Genomic DNA, 20,911 nt, shown 5'->3' with positions numbered 1-20,911 from the left:
CGCGCCCCCTAGCAAAGCCCGCCCGTTTTGAAAAGGCTCGCGGGGCGGCAACAATTTAGCGTACTCCTCTGATTTGTGTTATATTGCCCTGCGCGGGGCTTGCCCCGCGCGGCAAAGGCCCCCTGTTACGGGCGGGGGGCCTTTTGCTTTGGCTTTTTGGGCGAGCGCGAATTGCCCCCGAGCCCGCAACGGGCAAAAGGCCGCCGCCCGCGGCGGACGGATCGGCGCAACATCGCGATCTTTGGCAGGCGGCGCGGAGGGCAATTTGTTTTTGACATTGCAGGCTTGTTAAAGTATACTGAATTAATAATACAAAAAATATTACATTGTTTGCGCAAGCAAATATTATGCCCAAAGGATTGATCGCATGAAACGGATTGTCCCGGTTCTGCTTGCCGCTTTCTGCTTTTTGGCTCCTTGTCACGCCGGGCCTTTTGATTTGGTGGCCCGCGAAGGCATGCGCGGCGACAATATATCGCATATCCAATTGCTGCTTTCGCACTTAGGAGTGTACAAAGGCCCCTTGGACAGCAAGTTTGGCCCGGAAACGCGGCAGGCGGTCATGTCTTTTCAAAAATTGGCAGGGCTGCCCGAAGACGGCGTGATCACAAAGTCGGTCATGGGCCAGATTGTGAAACGCGCCAAGCGCATCATGAATACGCCGCCCTCGCGCTACAAGCGCGTGCTGACTATGGAGGCGACCGCCTACACCAGCGACGATCCCGGCTGCGGCCTTTACACCGCCGGCGGCAACCGCCTGCGCCGGGGGCTGGTCGCGGTGGATCCGCGCTTCATACCGCTCGGCACGCGGCTTTTTGTGGCAGGCTACGGTTACGCCGTAGCCGACGACACCGGCGGCGCCATCAAAGGCAGCCGGATAGATCTTGCGTACGAATCAAGGCCTGACGCCTTAAAGTTTGGCCGCAGAATGGTTACGGTATATATTTTAGATTAAGGTGGGAGAAAGACGCGGTTATGCCACGGGAAATGAGCGAAAATGAGATTTTTGTCCTAGAATATCTGCGCCGGCAATATTCGGAGCGCAACCACTTTTACAACCTTTTGGGCCTGCACATAGAGCAAGCCTACAAAGGGCGCGCCATACAAAGCATGATGGTGGAGGCCGGCAAACATACCAACCTTTACGCCAACCTGCACGGAGGCGCGATCATGAGCATAGGCGACTCCTGCATGGGGGTGGCTTGCGCTTCTTTGGGCAAGAGAGTGGTTACGCTCGATACGCATATTAATTTCATCGCGAATGTATACGCCCCTTCCCTGATCACCTGCGAGGCCGGCGTTTTGCACAGCGGGCGCCATACCATCGTAATGGGCGCCAAGGTTTTTGACGGCGGCAGGCGCGTAATCAGTTCCTTGCGCTCAACTTATTATGTAATAGGGGTATTTGAGGAAATAATTGACAAAATCACCTGACCCGGGGAAAAACCGCCAAAAGCGGTTTTATGGGCAAGGAAAGCCTGCGCGCGCGCTCTCGCGCCGCCCAGGCGGTTAGCTTTGCATCGGCTGCCTTGCCGTCTACATTGCAATGAAGCAAGGAGGATTAGCATGGATTTTAGTCTTTCGCCGGAACAATTGGAGTTTCGCAAACTTGTCGCTGAACTGGTCGAAAAAGAAATTAAACCGTACGCCGCCGAAATGGACAGGGAAGGCGCCATGCGCCCCGAACTTATAAAAAAGCTCGGCGACACAGGGCTTTTGAACCTGATCGTGCCGGAAGAGTTTGGCGGGGCCGGCCTTGACGGCGTAACCATCAGCGTCATCTATGAGGAGCTTGGCAAAGGCTGCGCCGGCGTCGCGACTTCCGTGGCGGCCAATTCGCTCGCCACTTATCCCGTATTGCTGCGCGGCACGGAAGAACAGAAAAAGTATCATTTTGACCTTTTGAACGAGGGCAAATTTGCCGCTTTCGCGCTTACCGAGCCCAACGCCGGCTCGGATGCCGGTTCGGTCGCTACCGGCGCCGTAAAAGACGGCAGTCATTATGTTTTGAACGGCACGAAAACTTTTATTACCAACGGCGGCATTGCCGATGTATATCTCGTTTTTGCCAATACCAGGAAATCGGCCGGCATCAGGGGGCTTACCGCCTTCATAGTGCCCAAAGGCACGCCGGGGTTTTCTTTCGGCAAAAAAGAGGACAAAATGGGAATACGCGCTTCCACCACTTGCGAGCTCATACTGGATAACGTGCGCTTGCCGGAAAGCAGACGCTTGGGCCGCGAAGGCGAAGGCTTCCGGATCGCCATGAACACTCTCGACGCGGCAAGGCCGTTTGTCGGCGCCGTGTCGGTCGGGCTGGCGCAGGCCGCGCTTGACGCGGCGGTAAAATATTCTAAAGAACGGCGGCAGTTCGGCCAGCCGATCGCCTCTTTCCAACTGGTGCAAGCCATGCTCGCCGACATGGCCATGCGCGTGGAAGCAGCAAGGCTGCTGGTTTTAAAAGCCTGCTGGCTGCGCGATCACGGCCTGGAGTTTTCCAAAGAAGCCGCCATCGCCAAATGCTACGCGTCGGATACGGCGATGGAGGTTACCACCAACGCGCTGCAAATCATGGGTGGGTACGGCTATTCCAAGGAATATCCCGCCGAAAAATATATGCGCGACGCGAAAATAATGCAAATATACGAGGGCACCAACCAAATCCAGCGATTGGTCATCGCGAACAAGCTTATCTATTAAAAAGGGGCTTTTTGCGGTATAATGACAAGAGGCTACCATAAACACAGGCGGGATGCTTTTTGCGCCTGCGGGCGGTTTTGTCCGCGGGCGTTTGTATTTTTTGAAGAGGGGTGTTTTTAAGATGGGAAACAGGCTTACCAAACTTTTGGGGATCAAATATCCCATAATCCAAGGCGGAATGGCCTGGGCGTCAGACGCCGTACTGGCGGCGGCCGTTTCCAACGCAGGCGGCGCGGGCATTGTCGGCATGGGCGGCCGGACGGCGGCATGGGCGATTGAGCAAATCCGCAAGGCCAAGAGCCTGACGGACAAGCCTTTCGGCGCCAACATTACCTTGCTTTCGCCCAACGCGGACGAAATCATCGACGCGGTATGCGCGGAGAAGGTGGCTTTCGTAACATTGGGGGCGGGAAACCCTGTGCCGCACTTTAAGAAATTGGAAAAGGCCGGCATCAAAATCATCCCGGTAATTCCCAATGTAAAACTGGCGCAAAGAGTGGAAGAAAAAGGCGCCGACGCTTTTGTCATGGAAGGCATGGAAGGCGGCGGGCATATAGGCGTACTGACGACAATGGCCCTTTTGAGCAATGTGCCGCCGAAAGTGAGCATACCGATCATCGCCGCCGGCGGCATAGTCAACGGCAAGGGCATGGCCGCGGCCATGCTGATGGGCGCTTCCGGCGTCCAAATGGGGTCAAGGTTCTTGCTTACGCAAGAATGTCCGGCGCATCCCGCCTTCAAAAAAAGGATAATCGAGGCGGCCGATACGGACTCGGTGGTAACGGGCTATTCACGGGGCAGCGGCGTGCGCTGCCTGAAAAACGATTTTACCGCCAATTTTTTGGCCAAAGAGGTCAGCGGCGCGCCGCAGGAAGAGCTCAACCGGCTGGCTGCCGGCACCAACCGCTTGGCCTCGGTCGAGGGCGACGTAAATAGCGGGGCGGTACAAGTCGGGCAGAGCCTGTATCCCTTGGACAGCATAAAAACCTGCAAACAGGCCATTGAGGACATCGTCGCCGAAGCCGAACGGACGCTGGCGGAGGCGGGGAAAATTAAGCTGGCTTAGCCCAAAGCCGCGGGCACCGCTTGTTTGAGCAATTGGTTGATAAAAGCTTCGTCCGCCGTAACTTGCAGCGTCTTTTGGTTTTCATACAGCACGAAGCCGGGTTGGGCGCCGGCCGGTTTTCGCACATGGCGGCGCGCGGCGTAGTCTACGGGGACGCCGGAAGAGCCGCGGGCCTTGCTGAACCACGCCGCCAGATGGGCGGCGGCGGCTAGGTCGTCGCCGCCCGCGGCCTTGCCGCCGTTTTGCAATATGACGTGCGAGCCGGGGATGTTTTTGGCGTGCAGCCAAATGTCGCCGGCGCGCGCGATCTTAAAGGTCAGAAGGTCGTTTTGCCTGTTGTTTTTTCCGACAAAGACAAAAGCGCCGGAAGGCATTTTTATTTTTAATGGGGCGGACGGCGGGAGCTTGGCGGCTTTGGCGGATTTTTCTTTCCAAAGGCCGCCGCGGGCAAGTTCGTCTTTTATCTCCGCCAGTTCCGCCGCCGTTTGCGCGGTTTCGATGGAAAATTTCACGCCGGCCAAATAATTCAGGAGGCTTTTCCCTTGTGCCAATTGTTTTTGTAAATTGCCGGCCGCGCGCTTGGCCTTGGCGTACAGTTTGTAATAACGCTGCGCGTTTTCGGCCGGGCTGAGGCCGGCTTTAAGGGGCGCCTCGACCCACCGGCCGGTGAGGGTGTCGGAAAAAGCGTACCGCTCCATGCCCTTTTCCAAAAGATACAGCCGCTGCATGAGGTTGTCGGCGATGTTTTTGAACTCGTCGGCGTTGGCCGCAGTTTCGTGTTCTTGCGCCAAGAGCGCGAGTTTTTTCTCCGCGCGCGCCTCTTCGCCTTTGACGAATTTCAGCAGACGGGCGTTTTCCGCGGCCGGGACTTTTTTCAATCCGGCCGCGAAGGTTACGGCCTCGTTTACGCCGGGGAAGCTTTCGATAGCAATTTCCCCCAGATGCCCCGGTTTATAAGGCGCTATGCCGGCCACGAGATTTCCGTCCTTTACGGCGACGGTGATGGGCGCGGTTTTTTCTTTTATGGGGACGGCGATGCTTTCAATGGCCTCCGACAAGGCGGCTATGTCGTGCGCGTCCAGCGCCGCCGCCGGCAGGGAGGGCGTCAGGCCGGCGCGCCAGATAATTTCCCGGGCGGAAAACGGCCCTATTCCCACCGTCGCTTCCAGCACGGCCGCCGAAAGGTCGAGCCGCGACCGGGCGATGTTTTCCGCTATCGCCCCGGCGCCTTCCGTCAGAACATTGCCGCCGTTTTGCGGCGGCGGGGGAAGATAGGGGCGCCCGGGCAGCATTTGCCGGAATCTGTTCAGATTTTCGCCGATATGCTTGGCGCAGCCGATTATGGCCCCGTCCTCCGCTAAAATTATGTTGCTGCTTTTGCCGGTCAGCTCAACTATCAAATTCTTCGTGATGATGTTGCGGCCGACGCCCAGCGCGTCTATGTCAAAAATTATCGCCCGCTCCAGGTTTTCTTGTTTTATGGCGGTTATCCGGCCGTTTTCTATGTGCTTGCGCAGCAACATGCAAAAGGCCGCCGGCGCGTCCGCGCCGGTCGGCCGTCCGGCCAGCAGCCGCATGTGCGGGGCGTCGCCTTGGCAGTTTATGTAAAGGTGAAAATCCTTCTGCCGGTTCCTTATGCGCAAAAGAAGCGAAAACCGGCTTGGCTGCGTAACTTTGTCGATACGCCCGTTAAGGAGCGCCTCGCTGATAAATTCCCGCAATAAAGCTAAAGTAATGCCTTCAAGGTTCATTTTGGCTTCGGCCTCCGTTTTGCGCTGACCAAGCGCCGTTTTATGGGCAAAACGCGTACGCGGGTTCCTGGTTTTCGCGGGGGGCGGCGCCTCGATTGCCGCCGCGCCAAACATTGGCCTCGCGCATTGCCGGGCCGCGTTTTTATCGGGCGCGGGGCGGCAGTCGGCCGCTTCATCTTTTATGTCCGCTTGTCTTTTTGCTCATCATATCGTTTTTTGAAAAAAACGGTAATTAATTGGTTATTAGCTGTAAATAAATTTTAATAAATTCCGTAAGTTGACAAAAATATTATAAATATTATAAAATAGTTATACAAAATTATCACAAGGGAGCAAATGTAATGTTCCCGCAGAAGGTTTGCGAAGGAGGTATGGCATGAAAAAATTTTTATGGATCCTGACAGTCGCGGCGGCGGTTTTTCTGGGCGCGGCCTGCGGCGGCCCCGGCGCGGAGGGCGACAAAAAGGTGGCGCTGACGGATGCCGGCTGGGACAGCATTCGGATACACAACGAAATTGTAAAGATAATCGCTGAAAAAGCTTACAATATGAAAACAGAGGTAATAACCGGCTCCACGCCGGTTACGCATACCGCGCTTTTGCGCGGCGACATTGATGTCAATCTTGAAATGTGGACAAGCAACATAGCGACTTACAAAGACGATTTGAAAACCGGTTCCATTGTCGAGCTGGGCATTAATTTTGACGACAACCGGCAGGGCATATACGTGCCGCGCTATGTCATCGAAGGCGACGCCCGGCGCGGCATCAAGGCCGCCGCGCCCGATCTTTCTTCGGTGGCGGATTTGAAGCGCTACCCGCATGTTTTCCGGGACGAGGAAAACCCCGGCAAAGGGCGGCTTTACGGCGCGATCCCCGGCTGGGTGGTTGACAATATAAATTTCAAAAAATTCAACTATTACCGGCTCAACGAAAACTTCATATATTTCCGCCCGGGATCGGAAGCGACCTTGTACGCCGCTTTCGTGTCGGCTTACGAAAAAGGGCAGCCGATTGCGGGCTATCTTTGGGAGCCGACTTGGATAACGGGAAAATACGACTTTGTGCTGTTAAAGGACGCGCCTTACAGTACCGAGGATGATTTTCTGGCCGGCCGGACCGCTTTTCCGTCCGTGCCGGTGGCGGTGGTCGCCAACAAAAAATTTGTCGCCCGCGAGCCGGAGTTTGCCGATTTCCTGAAAAAATACCGCACTTCAAGCGCCTATACGGCGGAAGCCCTCGCTTATATGCAAAACAACAAGGCCGACTATGCCGGCGCCGCCAAATACATGTTAAAAAAATATCCCGACATGCTGGATAAATGGCTGCCTGCGGACAAGGCGCGGACGGTGCGCGAATATGTCGCAAAATAGTATATGGGGAGGTATTTATGCGCGAATGGCTGATAAATTTCCCGCAGTGGCTGCATCTGGATTTTACTGACGATATTGACGCTTTTATGCGTTACCTCAATATACATTATAGTGATTTTTTCGCTATATTCAAGGGCTTTCTAAATACTTTCATCGGGCTTGTCTATCAAGTGATCGCGCATATCCCTTGGTGGCTGTTCATCATCATGGTGATGGCCGCCGCCAGGCGGCTGACCGGCCGGGCGAAAAGCGCCGCCTTGTACGGCGCGATGCTTATGGCGGTCGGGATTTTCGGTTATTGGGAGATGATGAACGAAACTCTTTCCGTAGTGATCACGGCGGTGTTTTTTTCCCTGCTTTTCGGCTTTCCGGTCGGGGTGTTCGTATCTACCGCACGGCGGGCGGAAGCCTGGCTGCGGCCTGTGCTGGACGCTATGCAGACCATGCCGGTTTTTGTCTACATGATCCCTGCGGTCATGCTTATGGGGCCGGGCAAAGCGCCGGCGGTCCTGGCCACCTTTGTTTATTCGGTAGTGCCGGTCATACGGCTGACCAGCCACGGCATAAGGCAGGTGGACCCGGAAGTTACGGAGGCGGCGAAAGCGTTTGGATCTTCGCGCTGGCAGACGCTTTTGAAGGTACAGATACCGCAGGCCAAGCCTACGATCATGGCCGGCGTCAACCAAACGATGATGATGACCGTCGGCATGGTGGTAACCTGCGCGATGATCGGCGCGAACGGCCTCGGCATGGAAGTGCTTATCGCCATCAACCGCACTGAATCCGGGCGCGGCATAATTGCCGGCGCGTCCATCGTCATCATCGCCATAATCATTGACCGCCTTACGCAGGCCATGAGCAAAGAGAGGCGGGCAGGGTGAGCGTTCCGGCGATTGTGGAAGTTAAAAACCTTTATAAGTTTTACCGCGCGCGCGAGTTTGCCGTCGATAAGCACGCCGCTTTGCGGATGCTGCAAAAAAACGCGACGAATGAGGCCGTATTGGAAAAAACCGGCGTTACGGCGGCGGCGGTGGATATTTCCTTTGAGGCCGGGCGCGGGGAGATTTTTGTGCTTATCGGGCTTTCCGGCTCGGGCAAATCAACCATTCTGCGCTGCATCAACATGCTTAACCCGCCCACCTTTGGCAAGGTGTTCATCGAAGGCGAGGATGTTACGGCCTATGGCGAGCGCCGGCTGCTGGAACTTAGGCGGACGAAAATAGCCATGGTGTTCCAGCATTTCGGGCTGATGACGCACAGGAACGTCCTGTCAAACGTCTGCTACGGCCTTGAGGTGCGCGGAGTCGATAAAAAAGCGCGCGAAGCCAAGGGCATGGAAATGCTCGCGATGGTTGGGCTTGAAGGCTGCGAAGGGACGCCGATAAACAAGCTGTCCGGCGGCATGAAGCAAAGAGTCGGCATTGCCCGCGCCCTGGCCAACGATCCGGATATTCTGTTAATGGACGAGGCCTTTTCGGCGCTTGACCCTTTGGTAAAGAACGACTTGCAGTTTGAGCTTATGCGCATACAAAACAAAATGAAAAAAACTATCATTTTTATTACCCATGACATCAACGAAGCCTTCCGCATCGGCACGCGCGTCGGCATCTTGCGCGACGGCCGGATGGTGCAGGAAGGCACTCCCGAGGACATGCTGTCCAGTCCGGCCGACGACTATGTCAGAAAATTCACCAACAGCGTCGATGTCCGGCAAGTTCTGTCCGTCCGCAATGTCATATCGACTCCCACCTGCATGATCAAGATGGGCGACGGCATCCACATGGCGCTGGCTTTTATGCGCAACAGCGGCGTTTCCAGCGCCTACATCGTGGGCGACCATTTAAATTTCATCGGCCTCATGACGCTTGAGAACGCCCTCTTGGTGCGGGACGGGAAGAAAACTTTTTCCGAGGCGATCGTTCGCGACTTGCAGATAGTAAGGGACATAAACGCCCCGGTGGCCGACATCATCCCCTTGGCGGCGGAGGCGAAATATCCTTTGGTAGTGCTTGACGAAAGCGATTTGTTTCGCGGCATAATCACGAAAGCGTCGGTGCTTTCTTTTTTCTGATACGGGCGCGCCCTGAAAAATTGTTTGCGGGAACATCCGACAATCGCCTGCGGCCGGCGCGGCGGGAGATTGCCGGATGTTCCCGGCGTTATTTTGCCCCGCCGCCCGCGCTTTGCGTTTGCCGCCGCGGCGGCTTTGGCGGCAAATTATAAAATAGAGGAACAAATAAAATTTTTATGTTATTATTATAGTTGGATGCAGTCGCATGGAACATAAAGGACGCCTTGTATGCCGAAAAATGCCGTTGGGCAAAAAGGCGAGCAAATTGCCCGCGCTTTTTTGCTGAAACACAAATATGAAATATTGGCGGCCAATTATTCCACCAGGCAGGGGGAATTGGACATAGTCGCGCGCAAAGGCGGCGAACTGGTGTTCGTCGAGGTCAAGGCGCGGACGAACGAAAAGTTCGGCGCGGCGGCGGAAGCCGTTACCAGGACAAAACGCCGGCGCGTGATGTCGGCCGCGCTTTCTTATATAAAAGAAGAACGCCCGCCCTTCACGTCCTACCGTTTTGACGTCATAGAAGTATATTTCATGCCCGGGGGCGAGGGCATCAACCATATTGTCGCCGCTTTTACTTATGATTGATTTTTGCTGAAAAGGGGAACCGGCTTGTTTGCTCGTACTTTTGGGGAAGCGACTTATGGCCTTGACGGGGTGCTGGTAACGGTTGAAGTGGACATAGCCAATGGCCTGCCGGCTTTTGATATTGTGGGACTTCCCGACGTAGCGGTGAAGGAGGCCAGGGAAAGAGTGCGGGCGGCGATTAAAAACAGCGGCTTTTCCTTTCCCGCCACGCGCATAACAGTCAACCTGGCGCCCGCCGACGTCAAAAAAGACGGGTCGGGGCTTGATCTGCCTATCGCCGTCGGCATATTGGCGGCCAGCGGCCAGATCTGCCAATTGGACTGCATAGAAGCCGTATTTATCGGCGAACTTTCCCTGGAAGGGTTTATACGCGATGTGTCGGGCGTCCTTCCCATGGCGGCGCACGCCCGCAGCCAGGGCAAGAAAACGCTCTTTCTGGCCGGCGGCAACGTGGCGGAGGCGGCGCTTGCGGGCGGCCTGACCATTTACGGCGCGGACAGCGTCCTTGACATAGTGGGGCACCTTAACGCCGAAAAGACTTTAGATCCGGCGGCGCCGACGGATTTTAAGCAATTTTGCCAAAACGCCGAAACGGCCGACGACTTTTCCGACGTGCAAGGGCAGCGCATGGCCAAACGCGCCATGGAAATAGCGGCGGCCGGCGGGCACAATATCATGCTGGTCGGCAGTCCCGGTTCCGGCAAGACCATGCTGGCAAGGAGGATGCCCGGCATACTGCCGGCTATGACCGAGCAGGAATCGCTGGAGGTAACTAAAATATACAGCGTCGCCGGGCTTTTAAGCAAAAAGGACGGCCCGGTGCTTACGCGGCCCTTTCGCAGCCCGCACCATACCATATCCTACGGCGGTTTAATCGGCGGCGGGCGCATACCCAAACCGGGTGAAGTTACTTTAAGCCACAACGGCGTGCTGTTTTTGGACGAATTTCCCGAGTTTTCCCGTTTGGCCCTGGAAGCCCTGCGCCAGCCGCTGGAAGACGGCGAAGTGTCGATCGCCAGGGTACAGGCTTCGTTGCGGTATCCGGCCAGATTTATCCTGGTCGCGGCCATGAACCCCTGCCCCTGCGGCTATCAGGGCGATCCAACGCACGCGTGTTCTTGCGGCGCGGCGGATATTGAGCGTTACCGCAAGAGATTGTCCGGCCCTTTGCTTGACCGCATTGATTTGCAAGTGCGCGTCCCGCGGATGGAATATAAAGAGATAAAAGGCGGCGAACAGCCGCCGGAACTTTCCCGGGCAATACGCGCGCGCGTGCAGGAAGCGAGGGAGCGCCAGCTGGCGCGTTTTGACGGGCAGGGGCTATATTGCAACGGGCACATGGGGCATAAAGAAATAAAAAAGCATTGCGCTCTTTCGCGCGCCGCGGAGCAATTGTTGGAAAAAGCCTTTGACAGCCTTGGCCTTTCCGCGCGCAGCCATGACCGCATAATAAAAGTCGCGCAAACCATCGCCGACCTTGACCATGCGTCCACCATAGAAAGCAAGCACCTGGCGGAAGCGGTGCAACTGCGCACGAATTTTAAGGCATAAAGGTTTTTCGCCGCGCAATTGCCGCCAAAAGCGGCCGGCCGCCCGGGAACTGTTTTTTGTCAATTGCGTTTCGGGCACGTTTTCTTAAAATTCACGGTTTCAATGCGGCCATTGATTTCAGCGGCGGCACATTGAAAATTTTTACGACAAAGGAGGGCGCGATTTTTCCCCATGTCCGATAAAGGCAGGGGGGGCATTGCGAAAAGTCTTATGAATATTAACGGCAATTATGCGGGTTTTTTGCTGGAGGGCAAAACCCGTGTGGCGGAAATTGACGCAGACGCTTATGTAATGCGGCATCAGAAAAGCGGCGCCAGGCTGCTTTATCTGGCCAGCAAAGACGACAATAAAGTTTTTTCGATCAGTTTCTATACGCCGCCGTCCGACGACACCGGCCTGCCGCACATACTGGAACATTCCGTGCTGTGCGGGTCGCGCAAATACCCGCTGAAAGAGCCGTTTGTCGAATTGGTAAAAGGTTCGCTGAATACCTTCGTCAACGCCATGACCTTCCCGGACAAGACCATGTACCCGGTGGCCAGCCGCAACGGCAAGGATTTTCGCAACCTCATGGACGTTTACCTTGATGCCGTGTTTTATCCCGACATATATCGCAACAAGTATATTTTCCAGCAGGAAGGCTGGCATTACGAGCTGTTGTCGCCCGATTTGCCGCTCGAATACAAGGGGGTGGTGTATAACGAGATGAAAGGCGTGTTTTCGTCGCCGGAGGCGATTTTGGAACAGCAGGCGATGAAAGCCCTGTTTCCCGCCTCGCCCTACGGATTTGAGTCCGGCGGGAGCCCCGACAGCATACCGCAACTTGGTTGGGAAGAATTCACGCGTTTTCATCGGACTTTCTATCATCCGTCCAACAGCTATATTTTCCTTTACGGCGATTTGGCGATTGAAGAAACGTTGGATTTCCTTGACCGGGAATACCTGTCGGCTTTCGGTCGGATACCGGCCGCCCCGCCGCCCGCGAAACAGGCGATGCCGGCGCGCACGGCAAAAATGGAGGGCTTTTATCCTTTAGCTAAAGACGAAAGCGCAAAAAACAAAACTTTTTTGGCTTGGTACGCAGTTGTGGGCGATGCCCTGAACGCCGAACAAAATTTGGCCCTGCAACTTTTGGAACACTACCTTTTGGAAACTGCGGCCTCGCCCCTGAAAAAAGCCTTAATTGACGCCGGGGTGGGCAAAGAAGTGTCCGGGTCTTTTTCCCGCAGTATCCTCCAGCCGGTGTTTTCCGTAAAGGCGGCCGGCGCGCGGACGGAGGATCAAAACAAGTTTGTCGGCACTATTTATCGGACGCTGCAAAACATCAGCATCGAAGGCATAGACAAAGAACTGCTTGCCGCTTCTTTGAACATAATGGAATTTAACTTGCGCGAAGCGGATTTTGGCGTTTACCCCAAAGGGCTTATCTACGCGATAAACTGCATGGACAGTTGGCTGTACGGCGCCAGCCCCCTGCTTTACCTGGCTTACGACCGGTTGCTTGGCGGGCTGCGGGACAAGCTGTCCACCCGTTATTATGAATCGCTTATCGAAAACTGCCTTTTGGACAACACGCACAGGGCGGTATTGTCGCTAGCGCCGCGTTACGGTCTGCAAGAGGGAAGCAACCTAAAGATCGCGCAAGAGCTGGCGGCGGTAAAAAAGAACTTCACCGCCAAAGAACTGGGCGATTGCCTCGACAACACCAAAAAACTGCTGGAGGTTCAAAGCAAAGCGGACAGCCGGGAAATGTTGGACAAAATACCGCTGCTTGAGCGCGGCGACATAAACCGCGCGGCGGAAGAAATCAAATACAGCTTGGAAAACAAGGATGAAGTGGATTTTCTCTACCTGCCGGCCTTCACCGATAAAATAGCGTATGTCAACCTGTATTTTGACGCGCGGGGCTTGCCGGAGGAACTGGTGCCCTTCGCGCATCTGCTGAAAACTCTCCTGGGCAGGATCGCAACCGAAAAATACGGCTACGCTGAACTTGCCAAAACGATCAATGCCCATACGGGCGGCTTAGCGTTTAATGTCAGGACCTTTCCCGCCGCCGGCGGCGCGGACGAGTACAGCCCGAAATTTGTCGTCTCCGGCAAGGCTTTTGTCCGCGACATAGATAAATTGTGCGGCATCATGGCCGAAATATTGCTTAACAGCGTGTTTTCCGACGAAAAGCGCCTTTGGGAACTTATCGGGGAGTGCAAGGCCGTCTGGGACGCGGAGTTTTTTGCCCGCGGGCAGTCCATAGTAACCGAAAGGCTTGTTTCTTATTTTTCGCTTGCCGGCAAATATAGCGAACAGGGTTTTTTGAGTTATTATCGGTTTTTAAATTTATTGTTACAAGAAGATATAAAAAAAATACAGGAAAAATTGCAAGCAACCGCCGGCATCCTCTTTGCCCGCAACGGCCTGCTCGTCGCGTATTGCTGCGGCGAGAGCGACCGCGCCGCCGTATTTGCGCAAACGTCCTTGGCCTTTTCCCCTTTGAAAGCGCAGATATATGAAAAGCAAAAATATAGTTTTGCGCAAAAGACGAAAAACGAAGGCATAATCGTCTCCGCCCAAGTGCAGTACGTGGCCGCCGGCGGCAACTTTGCCCGGCACGGCTACCGTTACGGCGGCGCGATGCGCGTTTTGGAAAACATCATGCGCTATGACTATCTTTGGAACAAAATACGGGTAAAGGGCGGCGCCTACGGCGCCAACGCCAGGTTTGACTATAACGGCAGCGCGGTGTTCAATTCCTACCGCGACCCCAATCTTGCGGACACTCTCGCGGTATTTAAAGAAATGCCTCTTTACATTGAAAAATTTTCCCCGGATGAGCGCGAGATGCGAAAATACGTGATCGGCGCGATCAGCAACCTAGACAAGCCGCTGTCCGTTTCCCTGCGGTTGGAGCGGGCGGTGGAATATTACCTGCGCGGCTTGGATTTGAAAATGCGGCAAAAAGAGCGCGATGAGATCCTAGGCTGCGCCGCCGCCGAGATCAGGGCGTTGGCGGAACCGGTGCGCGCGCTTTTGGCGGACAATTACCTGTGCGTTTTGGGCGGGGAAGAAAAAATTATGGCCGCCAAAGATGTTTTCGCGGCAATCGTGAACGCCGTTTCCTGACAAACGCCCGCATCGGCAAGAGGCTTGCTCGCCGCGTTGCGGCCAAAGCGCAGGGCTGCCCGGCATTGAACCCGAAAAGCGTGAAAATTGCGAAAAAAGGGTTTTCCCGTTTGGGGCAGAATAAAACCGTAATGCCATTAGTTTTGCCCAAGGCGCCGAAGCGCAATGAAAATACGCCCCATAACAAAGGAGGCCGCCGTGCCTTTTGCTTTTAAAATTTTAACAACCGGCGACCGGGCCATTGCCGTTGAATTTGGCTGCGCCATTGATGAAAAAATAAACGCCAGGGTGCATTTGCTCGCGCGCTTTTTCGCCGGGGGGCGCCCTTACCCGGGCATTGTTGACATAGTGCCGACTTACCGTTCGCTTTCTATCGTTTTTGATCCGTTTGCCGTCAGCAAAAAAGAACTGCGCGGCTTGATTGAAACTTATATCGCCGAAAACCGGGACATGTTCGCGCAAGCGTCTTTCGCGCGCTCATCCCGTACCGTAAAAATACCGGTGCGCTACGGCGGGGAATTTGGGCCCGACCTTGCGGCGGTGGCGCGCCACAGCGGCTTGTCTGCGGAAGCAGTCGTCAACATCCACTCGTCGGTCAAATATAAAGTATATATGCTTGGGTTTTTGCCGGGATTCCCATATTTGGGCGGGTTGGACGAAAGAATCGCCTGTCCCCGGCTCAAAACGCCCAGAACTAATGTGCCGGCCGGCTCGGTCGGCATAGCCGGGAGCCAGACGGGCATGTATCCGGTGGACAGCCCCGGCGGCTGGCGGCTTATCGGCCGGACGCCCCGCAGGATATTCGACAAAAACAGCGACAAGCCTTTCATAGTGCAGCCCGGCGACCTGATAGAATTTGCGCCGGTGGGGGAAGAAGAATATAGCCGTTTGCTGGCGGAAGCGGCGGTGGGAAAATGCTGAAAGTGTTGAATCCGGGGCTTTTCTCTACCGTCCAGGATCTTGGCCGGACGGGGTTTCTGGCCTTTGGCGTGCCGCAAGCCGGCGCGCTGGACGATTACGCCTGCCGCGCGGCCAACCTGCTTGCCGGCAACGATGAAAACGCCCCGCTGCTGGAATTGACCATGTTCGGCGGCGAATATGAATTTTGCGCCGATACGCTGGTCGCGCTCGCCGGCGCCGACATGTCGGCGGAACTTGATGGCGCTGCGTTTGGCAACTGGTTGTCGCGCCGGGTAAAAAAAGGCCAGAAACTGGCCCTGTCTTTCGCCGTCAGCGGCTGCCGCGCTTATCTGGCGGTCGCCGGCGGTTTTAAAATAGCAAAGACGATGGATAGCACCAGTACCCACACCCGTTCCGGCATTGGGGGGATGGAGGGGCGGGCGCTGAAAAAAGGCGATCTGCTGCCGATAAAAGAAAGCGCGGGTGGACAGGGAAGAATCCTGCCCGCCGGGTTAAAGCCGACGCTGGGCCCTGTTTTGCTCAGGGTGCTGCCGGGCCCGCAGGAAGACGCTTTTGAGGACGGCGCGTTTGCCGTCCTGGAAAGCGCGCAATACTTGATCGAAGCCGATTCCGACCGCATGGGCTACCGTCTGCGCGGGCCGCGGCTCCAGCACAAAGCCGGCGCCGACATTATCTCCGACGCGCTTATAAGCGGCGGCGTCCAGGTACCGGGCAGCGGGCAGCCGATCATAATGCTCAACGACTGCCAGACTACCGGCGGCTATACTAAGCTTTGTTTCGTCATAAGCCCCGATCTTCCGCTATTGGCGCAATGCCGTCCCGGCGACTGGATAAAATTCCGGGCGGTAACCGAGGAAGAATCGCTTTGGGCTTTGGCGGAATACGAAGGGCGGCTGGCCAAGCTCCGTGAATTCGCGAAAGAAAAGGCGCCGGCGTGTCTTTGGCGGCTGGCCGTCAACAAGGAACAGTACGATGTGAAAATTGAGGAGGTTTTTAAGTGAAAATAGACTTAAACTGCGATACCGGCGAAAATTTCAGCATGTACCGCTTAGGCGAAGATACGCAAGTGATGCCGCTGGTAACTTCGGTAAACATCGCCTGCGGCTTTCACGCCTCCGACCCGCTGAACATGCGGCGGGCGGTGCGGCTGGCAAAACAGTACGGCGCGGCCGTCGGCGCGCATCCGTCTTTCCCCGACTTGGTGGGTTTCGGCCGCCGGGTGATGAACCTTGCGCCGGAGGAGATAATCGCCGACGTAATCTATCAGGTAAGCGCGCTGAAAGGCTTTTGCGCGGCGGAAGGCGTGCCCATGCAGCATGTGAAGGCGCACGGCGCGCTTTATAACGTGGCGGAAAAAGACGCCGCCGTGGCGGAAACCATTGCCAGGGCGATAAAAGCGGTGGACGCAAACTTGATAATGGTCTGCATGGCCAAATCGGAGATGGTAAAAGGCGCCAAAGCCGCCGGGGTGCGCTGGGTGGAAGAGTTTTTTGCCGACCGCGCCTATACGGCGGAGGGCAACCTTGTTTCCCGCAAAGTGGAAGGATCGGTCATCCATGATGCCGCCGCGGTCTCCGGCCGTGTTTTGCGAGTGATCAAAGAAAAAAAAGTAAAAAGCATCGACGGTACGGATGTCGCCATCGACGCGCAGACCATTTGCGTGCACGGCGACACTCCGGGCGCGGTGGAGCTTATCCGCAAAATACGCGATGATTTGCAAAGCGCCGGCTTGCAGCTGGAAGCTTTCGGACAATGGCTGTAGAGGCAGTGCCGATGGCGGCGACTTTTAAATTGGAGGAGCATGGCGGATAATGGACAAAGAAGCGCTTTGCCGGATCGGCGAAACATTGGACGGCCTCATGCGCGTCGACATAGCCGCGCGGGGAAGCATCGCCCGCCTGTACGAGGCGGCGAGAAAATTGAGCCCGGAGCCTTTGGCGCTGGGGGCGGCGAAAATATTGAAAAATTCCATAAACGCCAAAAGCCGGGTTGTCCTGGCCACCGGCTGGATAGACCAACCGGAAGCGGCGCCCGGCTTTGGCGAAACGGACGGGCCCGGCGGCACGGTTGTTTTGGCCAGGGCCTTGCGCCGGCTTTGCAAAGCGGCCTGCGTGATCGTAACCGACGCCGGGCTTGTCGGCGGCATGAAAAAAGTCGCCCAGGCGGCCGGCTTTCATTGCGTCGAGCCGGACGCGCTCGACCAATCCATAGAACGCGAAAAGCTCATGACGCTTTCCATTTTGCCTTTCCCGGCCGAGGCGGCGCAGGCCGAGGCGGCGGCGGCCAAATTGCTTGAGGAAATCAATCCTGCCGTCTGCGTCGCCATTGAGCGCGGCGGCATGAACGAGGAAGGCCGCATACACTCCATGACCGGCTTTGACACATCGGCGGCGCAGGCAAAGATCGACTACATATTCCGGGAGGCGCGGCGGCGGAAAATCAAAACCGTCGGCATCGGCGACGGCGGCAATGAAATAGGCATGGCCAATATCAAAGATTGCGTCCGGGAAAACATAAAATACGGACGCGAATGTTTATGCCCTTGCGGAAAGGGCATCGCGCCCGCGACCCCGGTTGACTATCTTTTGGCTGCGGCCGTTTCCAACTGGGGCTGTTACGCGGTGGCCGGCATGTTGGCCGCGCTGTGCGGACGCCCTGAACTGGCGCACACGCCGGAGCTGGAGGAGCGCATATTGAAAAACGCCGCCGACAGCGGCTTTCACGATGCCATGAGCGGCGGGGTGGAATACAGCGTCGACGGGTGCGCCCTGCCAGTGCATACGGCGATGGTTGAGCTTATGCGCGCCGCCGTGCGGCAGGGCGGGCGGTAAACGCGGCGCGTTCCCCCAAACGCCTGTAAAAGTGCTTGGGGCGGGAGTTTACAGATAAAAAATGAAAGGGAGATTTATCGGCCATGAATAAAACAGCGGCCCAAACAAGGCAAAAAATAAGGGAAGGCATTATCGACGCCCCGACGTCCGGCCTCGCGCCCGGCCACGTACAGGCAAACTTGGCCATTGTGACCAAAGACCTGGCCTATGACTTTTTGCTGTTCGCCCAGCGCAACCCCAAACCCTGCCCCATCCTCGACGTTACCGACACGGGATCGCCCGTGCCGCGCCTCATGGCGCCCGGCGCCGATATCCGCTATGACGTGCCGCGTTATTTCGTTTATGAAAACGGCGTCAAAACAAGCGAGCTGAAGAACCTGGAAAACGTCTGGCGGGACGACTTTGTGGCCTTTCTCATCGGCTGCAGTTTTTCTTTTGAAACCGCCATGCTGAACGCCGGGCTGCCGATCAGGCATATTGAGGAAAAACGCAACGTGCCTATGTACATAACTAATATGCCCTGCGTGCCGGCGGGAACCTTTCACGGCGACATGGTTTGCAGCATGCGGCCGCTGTCGCCGGCGGACGCGATCAGGGCCGTCAAGGTTACGGCGCGTTTCCCGTCCGTGCACGGCAGCCCCGTCCACCTGGGCGACCCGGCCGCCATCGGAGTAAAGGACATAAACAAACCGGACTTCGGCGACCCGCCGGTTATCAGGGAAGGCGAAATACCCGTGTTCTGGGCTTGCGGCGTAACCCCCCAGTCGGTCGCCATGGCCAGCAAGCCGCCGATAATGATTACCCATGCGCCTGGCTACATGTTTATCTGCGACAAATTCGACGAAGACCTTTCCGTTTTCTGACAAAGTCTTGCAGGCGAAAAAAATGGCAGGGCGCCCTGCCGTTAGGCGGCGCGTGTCCGCCGATTGCCCCTTTCCCCGCGCCGGGAAAAACGCGAAGCGCCAACATGGACATAAGGGCCGGTTAAGTGCCTTGTCTTGCGCCGGGAAAATAGAAAGGCCGGCCTGTCGCCGCTTGATTTTGCGCGTTTTCCCAAAAGGCCGGAGTAGCCGCGTTTACGGGCGATCGGCGCAAATGTCCGCCATGCGGGAGAGCGCGAACGGCCGGCTTTGGGGCGTGCCGGAAAAATCCATTGCGGCTTCTTGGCCGCCCTGCCGCGGCAGCGTCTCATAGCAGGCTTCCTCGGGCAATAAGTCGCCGGCGCTTCCTTGCATAACGAAAAATTGTCTTGGAAATATACCGAAAGCGATTTTTTAAACATGCCCTATTTGCCCCAAAAGTTTACCGGGCGCGGCCTGCCATGATTGGATTTTGCGGATTGCGCGCAAGCATTGATATAATGCCGGGATCAGATTGAAATCATGCAGTCTTTGTTTGCGGCCAATTTGCCGCCCCGCTTTCCCTAAAGTTTCGCCGCGCCTCAGGATCTGCCTGCGTTTTGCGCCTGCGGGACGAGAATTGTCTCGCAAATCTTAAAGCGTGTTTTAAGCTGCGGACAGTATGAGGCGTCAAGCTATTGCCGGAAGTTCTCGCAAGGTATTTGCATAGAAACGCAAAATTTTTCAAGGAGGTTTTGTTCAATGAAAAAAATCCTTGTCCTGCTGTCGTTTGTTCTCGCGTTCGGCGCCGGCGTTCCGAAAGTTGATGCGCAAATCACGCTGCTCCCGGAGGAAGGGCTGCCCAAAATAGCTTTATATGTGTTTCTTGACCCCAAAGGCATTTCCGACCCTACCGCGTCCGCGGCCAAGATTCATCAGGAGCTCAAGGCGGAAATCGAAAAGGGGAAAAAGGCCAGCGTCCTTCCCTTTGACTCAACCAACAAAATATTGCGCCGCTACGTCCGGGAGAACACCTCCGCCGATACGGCGCGGGAAGCGGATTCCGGCTTTATCGTAAAGCAAAAGGACCTGATCGCCCTGGCCGGGGACGCGCAAGCGGACTATGTCCTTTTCCTTAACGCGAGGGTGTCAAGCGACCAAGTAAAATGGAACGTCTGGACAGGCATCCGTTCCAAGCGCACCATTCTTTTTGAAATGGTGCTGGCGGACAAAGAAGCGAAAAATTATTTGATCGACGAAGTATTTTCCGAAACCGGAAGCGCGCAGGGAACGGCTTATGATCGGGCCTTCAACAAAGCGCTCGTTAAAATTTTGGAAAAGATTGATTTCAGCAAGATTGACTTTTAAGAACAGCCGCGTCCGGCGGCAAAAATAAAACGCGCCCAAGGACGGCTTTGCGGCGCGACGGTCATCAGAGGTTTCCCGATGAGAAAATTACGCTTCGCGTTCCCCGCCGCCCTTGTTTTGCTCGTTGTCGGCGCGGCCTGTTATTTTTATTATCAAAGCACGCCCTCATACTCGCTTTTTTTAATTTGGCGGGCGGCCGGCCGCCACGACCTGGCGGATTTTGAGCGGCGCGTAGATTTGGACGGCGTGCTCGGGCATGTTTTTGACGATATAGCGGCCGCGGCGGCCGAGGGCATGCCGATAGAGGAGAAACGCCTAGCGTCAGGGCTGGCCGGTTTGTTCAAACAGCCTTTTGTCGCCGCCGCAAAGGAAGAGATACGGGAAGAATTGTTGTCTGCGCGGCCGGGCGCCGCAAGCGGACAAAGCAGGGAAAGGGAGGGGGCTTTTAAGATTCCCGGCCCCAAATCCATCGCCAAAAACATCGCCGGCCGTTTCAAGCCCGGCAAAATAGATTACCGGGGAACGGGCGCCGCGCGCTCGGACGGCGGCAAAGCCAGCGTGGAGGTAATAATTTTCGATCACGAACTTAACAGGGAATTCACTTTTAACGCCTTGCTGGACAAAGCGGAAAGCGGCATCTGGCGGCTGAGCCAAATCCGGGGCATTGTTCCTTATTTTCTGGCGTTGAGCGAAGCCAGAAAGTCGCCGGGCGGCGGCAAGCCTTAGGTCTGTT

Annotated in this window: 18 protein-coding genes; 17 read left to right on the top strand and 1 reads right to left on the bottom strand. The window is 56.0% G+C overall.

The features are described from left to right. Positions 1-367 precede the first annotated feature (367 nt). The 4 genes from LBO03_03270 to LBO03_03255 all read left to right on the top strand — a co-directional run bounded on the left by LBO03_03270 (position 368) and on the right by LBO03_03255 (position 3,766). A complete protein-coding gene (locus LBO03_03270) occupies positions 368-955 on the top strand; it encodes a peptidoglycan-binding protein (protein MDR3348616.1) in 588 nt (195 codons plus the stop codon). Between the two features lie 20 nt (positions 956-975). Then, positions 976-1,434: a PaaI family thioesterase gene (locus tag LBO03_03265; GenBank protein ID MDR3348615.1), complete on the top strand. Its 459-nt coding sequence runs from the start codon at positions 976-978 to the stop codon at positions 1,432-1,434. A gap of 132 nt (positions 1,435-1,566) precedes the next feature. After that, positions 1,567-2,700: an acyl-CoA dehydrogenase family protein gene (locus LBO03_03260; protein ID MDR3348614.1), complete on the top strand. Its 1,134-nt coding sequence runs from the start codon at positions 1,567-1,569 to the stop codon at positions 2,698-2,700. A gap of 121 nt (positions 2,701-2,821) precedes the next feature. Beyond that, positions 2,822-3,766 carry a nitronate monooxygenase gene (locus LBO03_03255; GenBank protein ID MDR3348613.1) on the top strand — a complete coding sequence of 315 codons (945 nt, stop codon included), beginning with the start codon at positions 2,822-2,824 and terminating at the stop codon, positions 3,764-3,766. Here LBO03_03255 and LBO03_03250 read toward each other — a convergent pair. Further along, positions 3,763-5,517 carry an NFACT family protein gene (locus tag LBO03_03250; GenBank protein ID MDR3348612.1) on the bottom strand — a complete coding sequence of 585 codons (1,755 nt, stop codon included), beginning with the start codon at positions 5,515-5,517 and terminating at the stop codon, positions 3,763-3,765. The genes LBO03_03255 and LBO03_03250 overlap by 4 nt on opposite strands. A gap of 376 nt (positions 5,518-5,893) precedes the next feature. Between LBO03_03250 and LBO03_03245 the strand changes: the two genes are divergently transcribed. From LBO03_03245 to LBO03_03185, 13 genes are all read left to right on the top strand, one after another. Then, the gene (locus LBO03_03245; protein MDR3348611.1) at positions 5,894-6,889 is read left to right on the top strand and encodes an ABC transporter substrate-binding protein; all 996 of its coding nucleotides are present in this window, start codon (positions 5,894-5,896) and stop codon (positions 6,887-6,889) included. Between the two features lie 17 nt (positions 6,890-6,906). Next, positions 6,907-7,770 carry an ABC transporter permease subunit gene (locus tag LBO03_03240; GenBank protein MDR3348610.1) on the top strand — a complete coding sequence of 288 codons (864 nt, stop codon included), beginning with the start codon at positions 6,907-6,909 and terminating at the stop codon, positions 7,768-7,770. Then, complete coding sequence (locus tag LBO03_03235) at positions 7,767-8,960, top strand: betaine/proline/choline family ABC transporter ATP-binding protein (GenBank protein ID MDR3348609.1); 1,194 nt, start codon at positions 7,767-7,769, stop codon at positions 8,958-8,960. Before LBO03_03240 ends, LBO03_03235 begins: the two co-directional genes overlap by 4 nt. 228 nt (positions 8,961-9,188) lie before the next feature. After that, positions 9,189-9,548: a YraN family protein gene (locus LBO03_03230; GenBank protein ID MDR3348608.1), complete on the top strand. Its 360-nt coding sequence runs from the start codon at positions 9,189-9,191 to the stop codon at positions 9,546-9,548. 24 nt (positions 9,549-9,572) lie between these two features. Continuing rightward, positions 9,573-11,099 (top strand): YifB family Mg chelatase-like AAA ATPase, encoded by a 1,527-nt coding sequence (locus LBO03_03225; protein ID MDR3348607.1) that lies wholly within the window; start codon positions 9,573-9,575, stop codon positions 11,097-11,099. Between the two features lie 261 nt (positions 11,100-11,360). Beyond that, the gene (locus LBO03_03220) at positions 11,361-14,219 is read left to right on the top strand and encodes an insulinase family protein (GenBank protein MDR3348606.1); all 2,859 of its coding nucleotides are present in this window, start codon (positions 11,361-11,363) and stop codon (positions 14,217-14,219) included. Between the two features lie 198 nt (positions 14,220-14,417). Next, positions 14,418-15,140: a 5-oxoprolinase subunit PxpB gene (pxpB, locus tag LBO03_03215; protein MDR3348605.1), complete on the top strand. Its 723-nt coding sequence runs from the start codon at positions 14,418-14,420 to the stop codon at positions 15,138-15,140. Continuing rightward, positions 15,134-16,141 (top strand): biotin-dependent carboxyltransferase family protein, encoded by a 1,008-nt coding sequence (locus LBO03_03210; protein ID MDR3348604.1) that lies wholly within the window; start codon positions 15,134-15,136, stop codon positions 16,139-16,141. The genes pxpB and LBO03_03210 overlap by 7 nt, the downstream gene beginning before the upstream one ends. After that, entirely contained in the window at positions 16,138-16,902 is a 765-nt protein-coding gene (locus tag LBO03_03205; protein MDR3348603.1) for a LamB/YcsF family protein, read from the top strand. The genes LBO03_03210 and LBO03_03205 overlap by 4 nt, the downstream gene beginning before the upstream one ends. A 49-nt stretch (positions 16,903-16,951) precedes the next feature. Continuing rightward, entirely contained in the window at positions 16,952-17,971 is a 1,020-nt protein-coding gene (locus LBO03_03200; GenBank protein ID MDR3348602.1) for a DUF4392 domain-containing protein, read from the top strand. Between the two features lie 83 nt (positions 17,972-18,054). Beyond that, positions 18,055-18,834 (top strand): putative hydro-lyase, encoded by a 780-nt coding sequence (locus LBO03_03195; GenBank protein MDR3348601.1) that lies wholly within the window; start codon positions 18,055-18,057, stop codon positions 18,832-18,834. Positions 18,835-19,572: 738 nt separating this feature from the next. Beyond that, a complete protein-coding gene (locus tag LBO03_03190; GenBank protein MDR3348600.1) occupies positions 19,573-20,178 on the top strand; it encodes a hypothetical protein in 606 nt (201 codons plus the stop codon). 78 nt (positions 20,179-20,256) lie between these two features. Continuing rightward, positions 20,257-20,904: a hypothetical protein gene (locus LBO03_03185; GenBank protein MDR3348599.1), complete on the top strand. Its 648-nt coding sequence runs from the start codon at positions 20,257-20,259 to the stop codon at positions 20,902-20,904. Positions 20,905-20,911: the final 7 nt, after the last annotated feature.

Source organism: Acidaminococcales bacterium, assembly GCA_031290885.1.
Lineage (GTDB): Bacteria > Bacillota > Negativicutes > Acidaminococcales > JAISLQ01 > JAISLQ01.
Note: the sequence above shows the minus strand (reverse complement) of the source record. Positions and strands in the feature narration are given on the sequence as shown.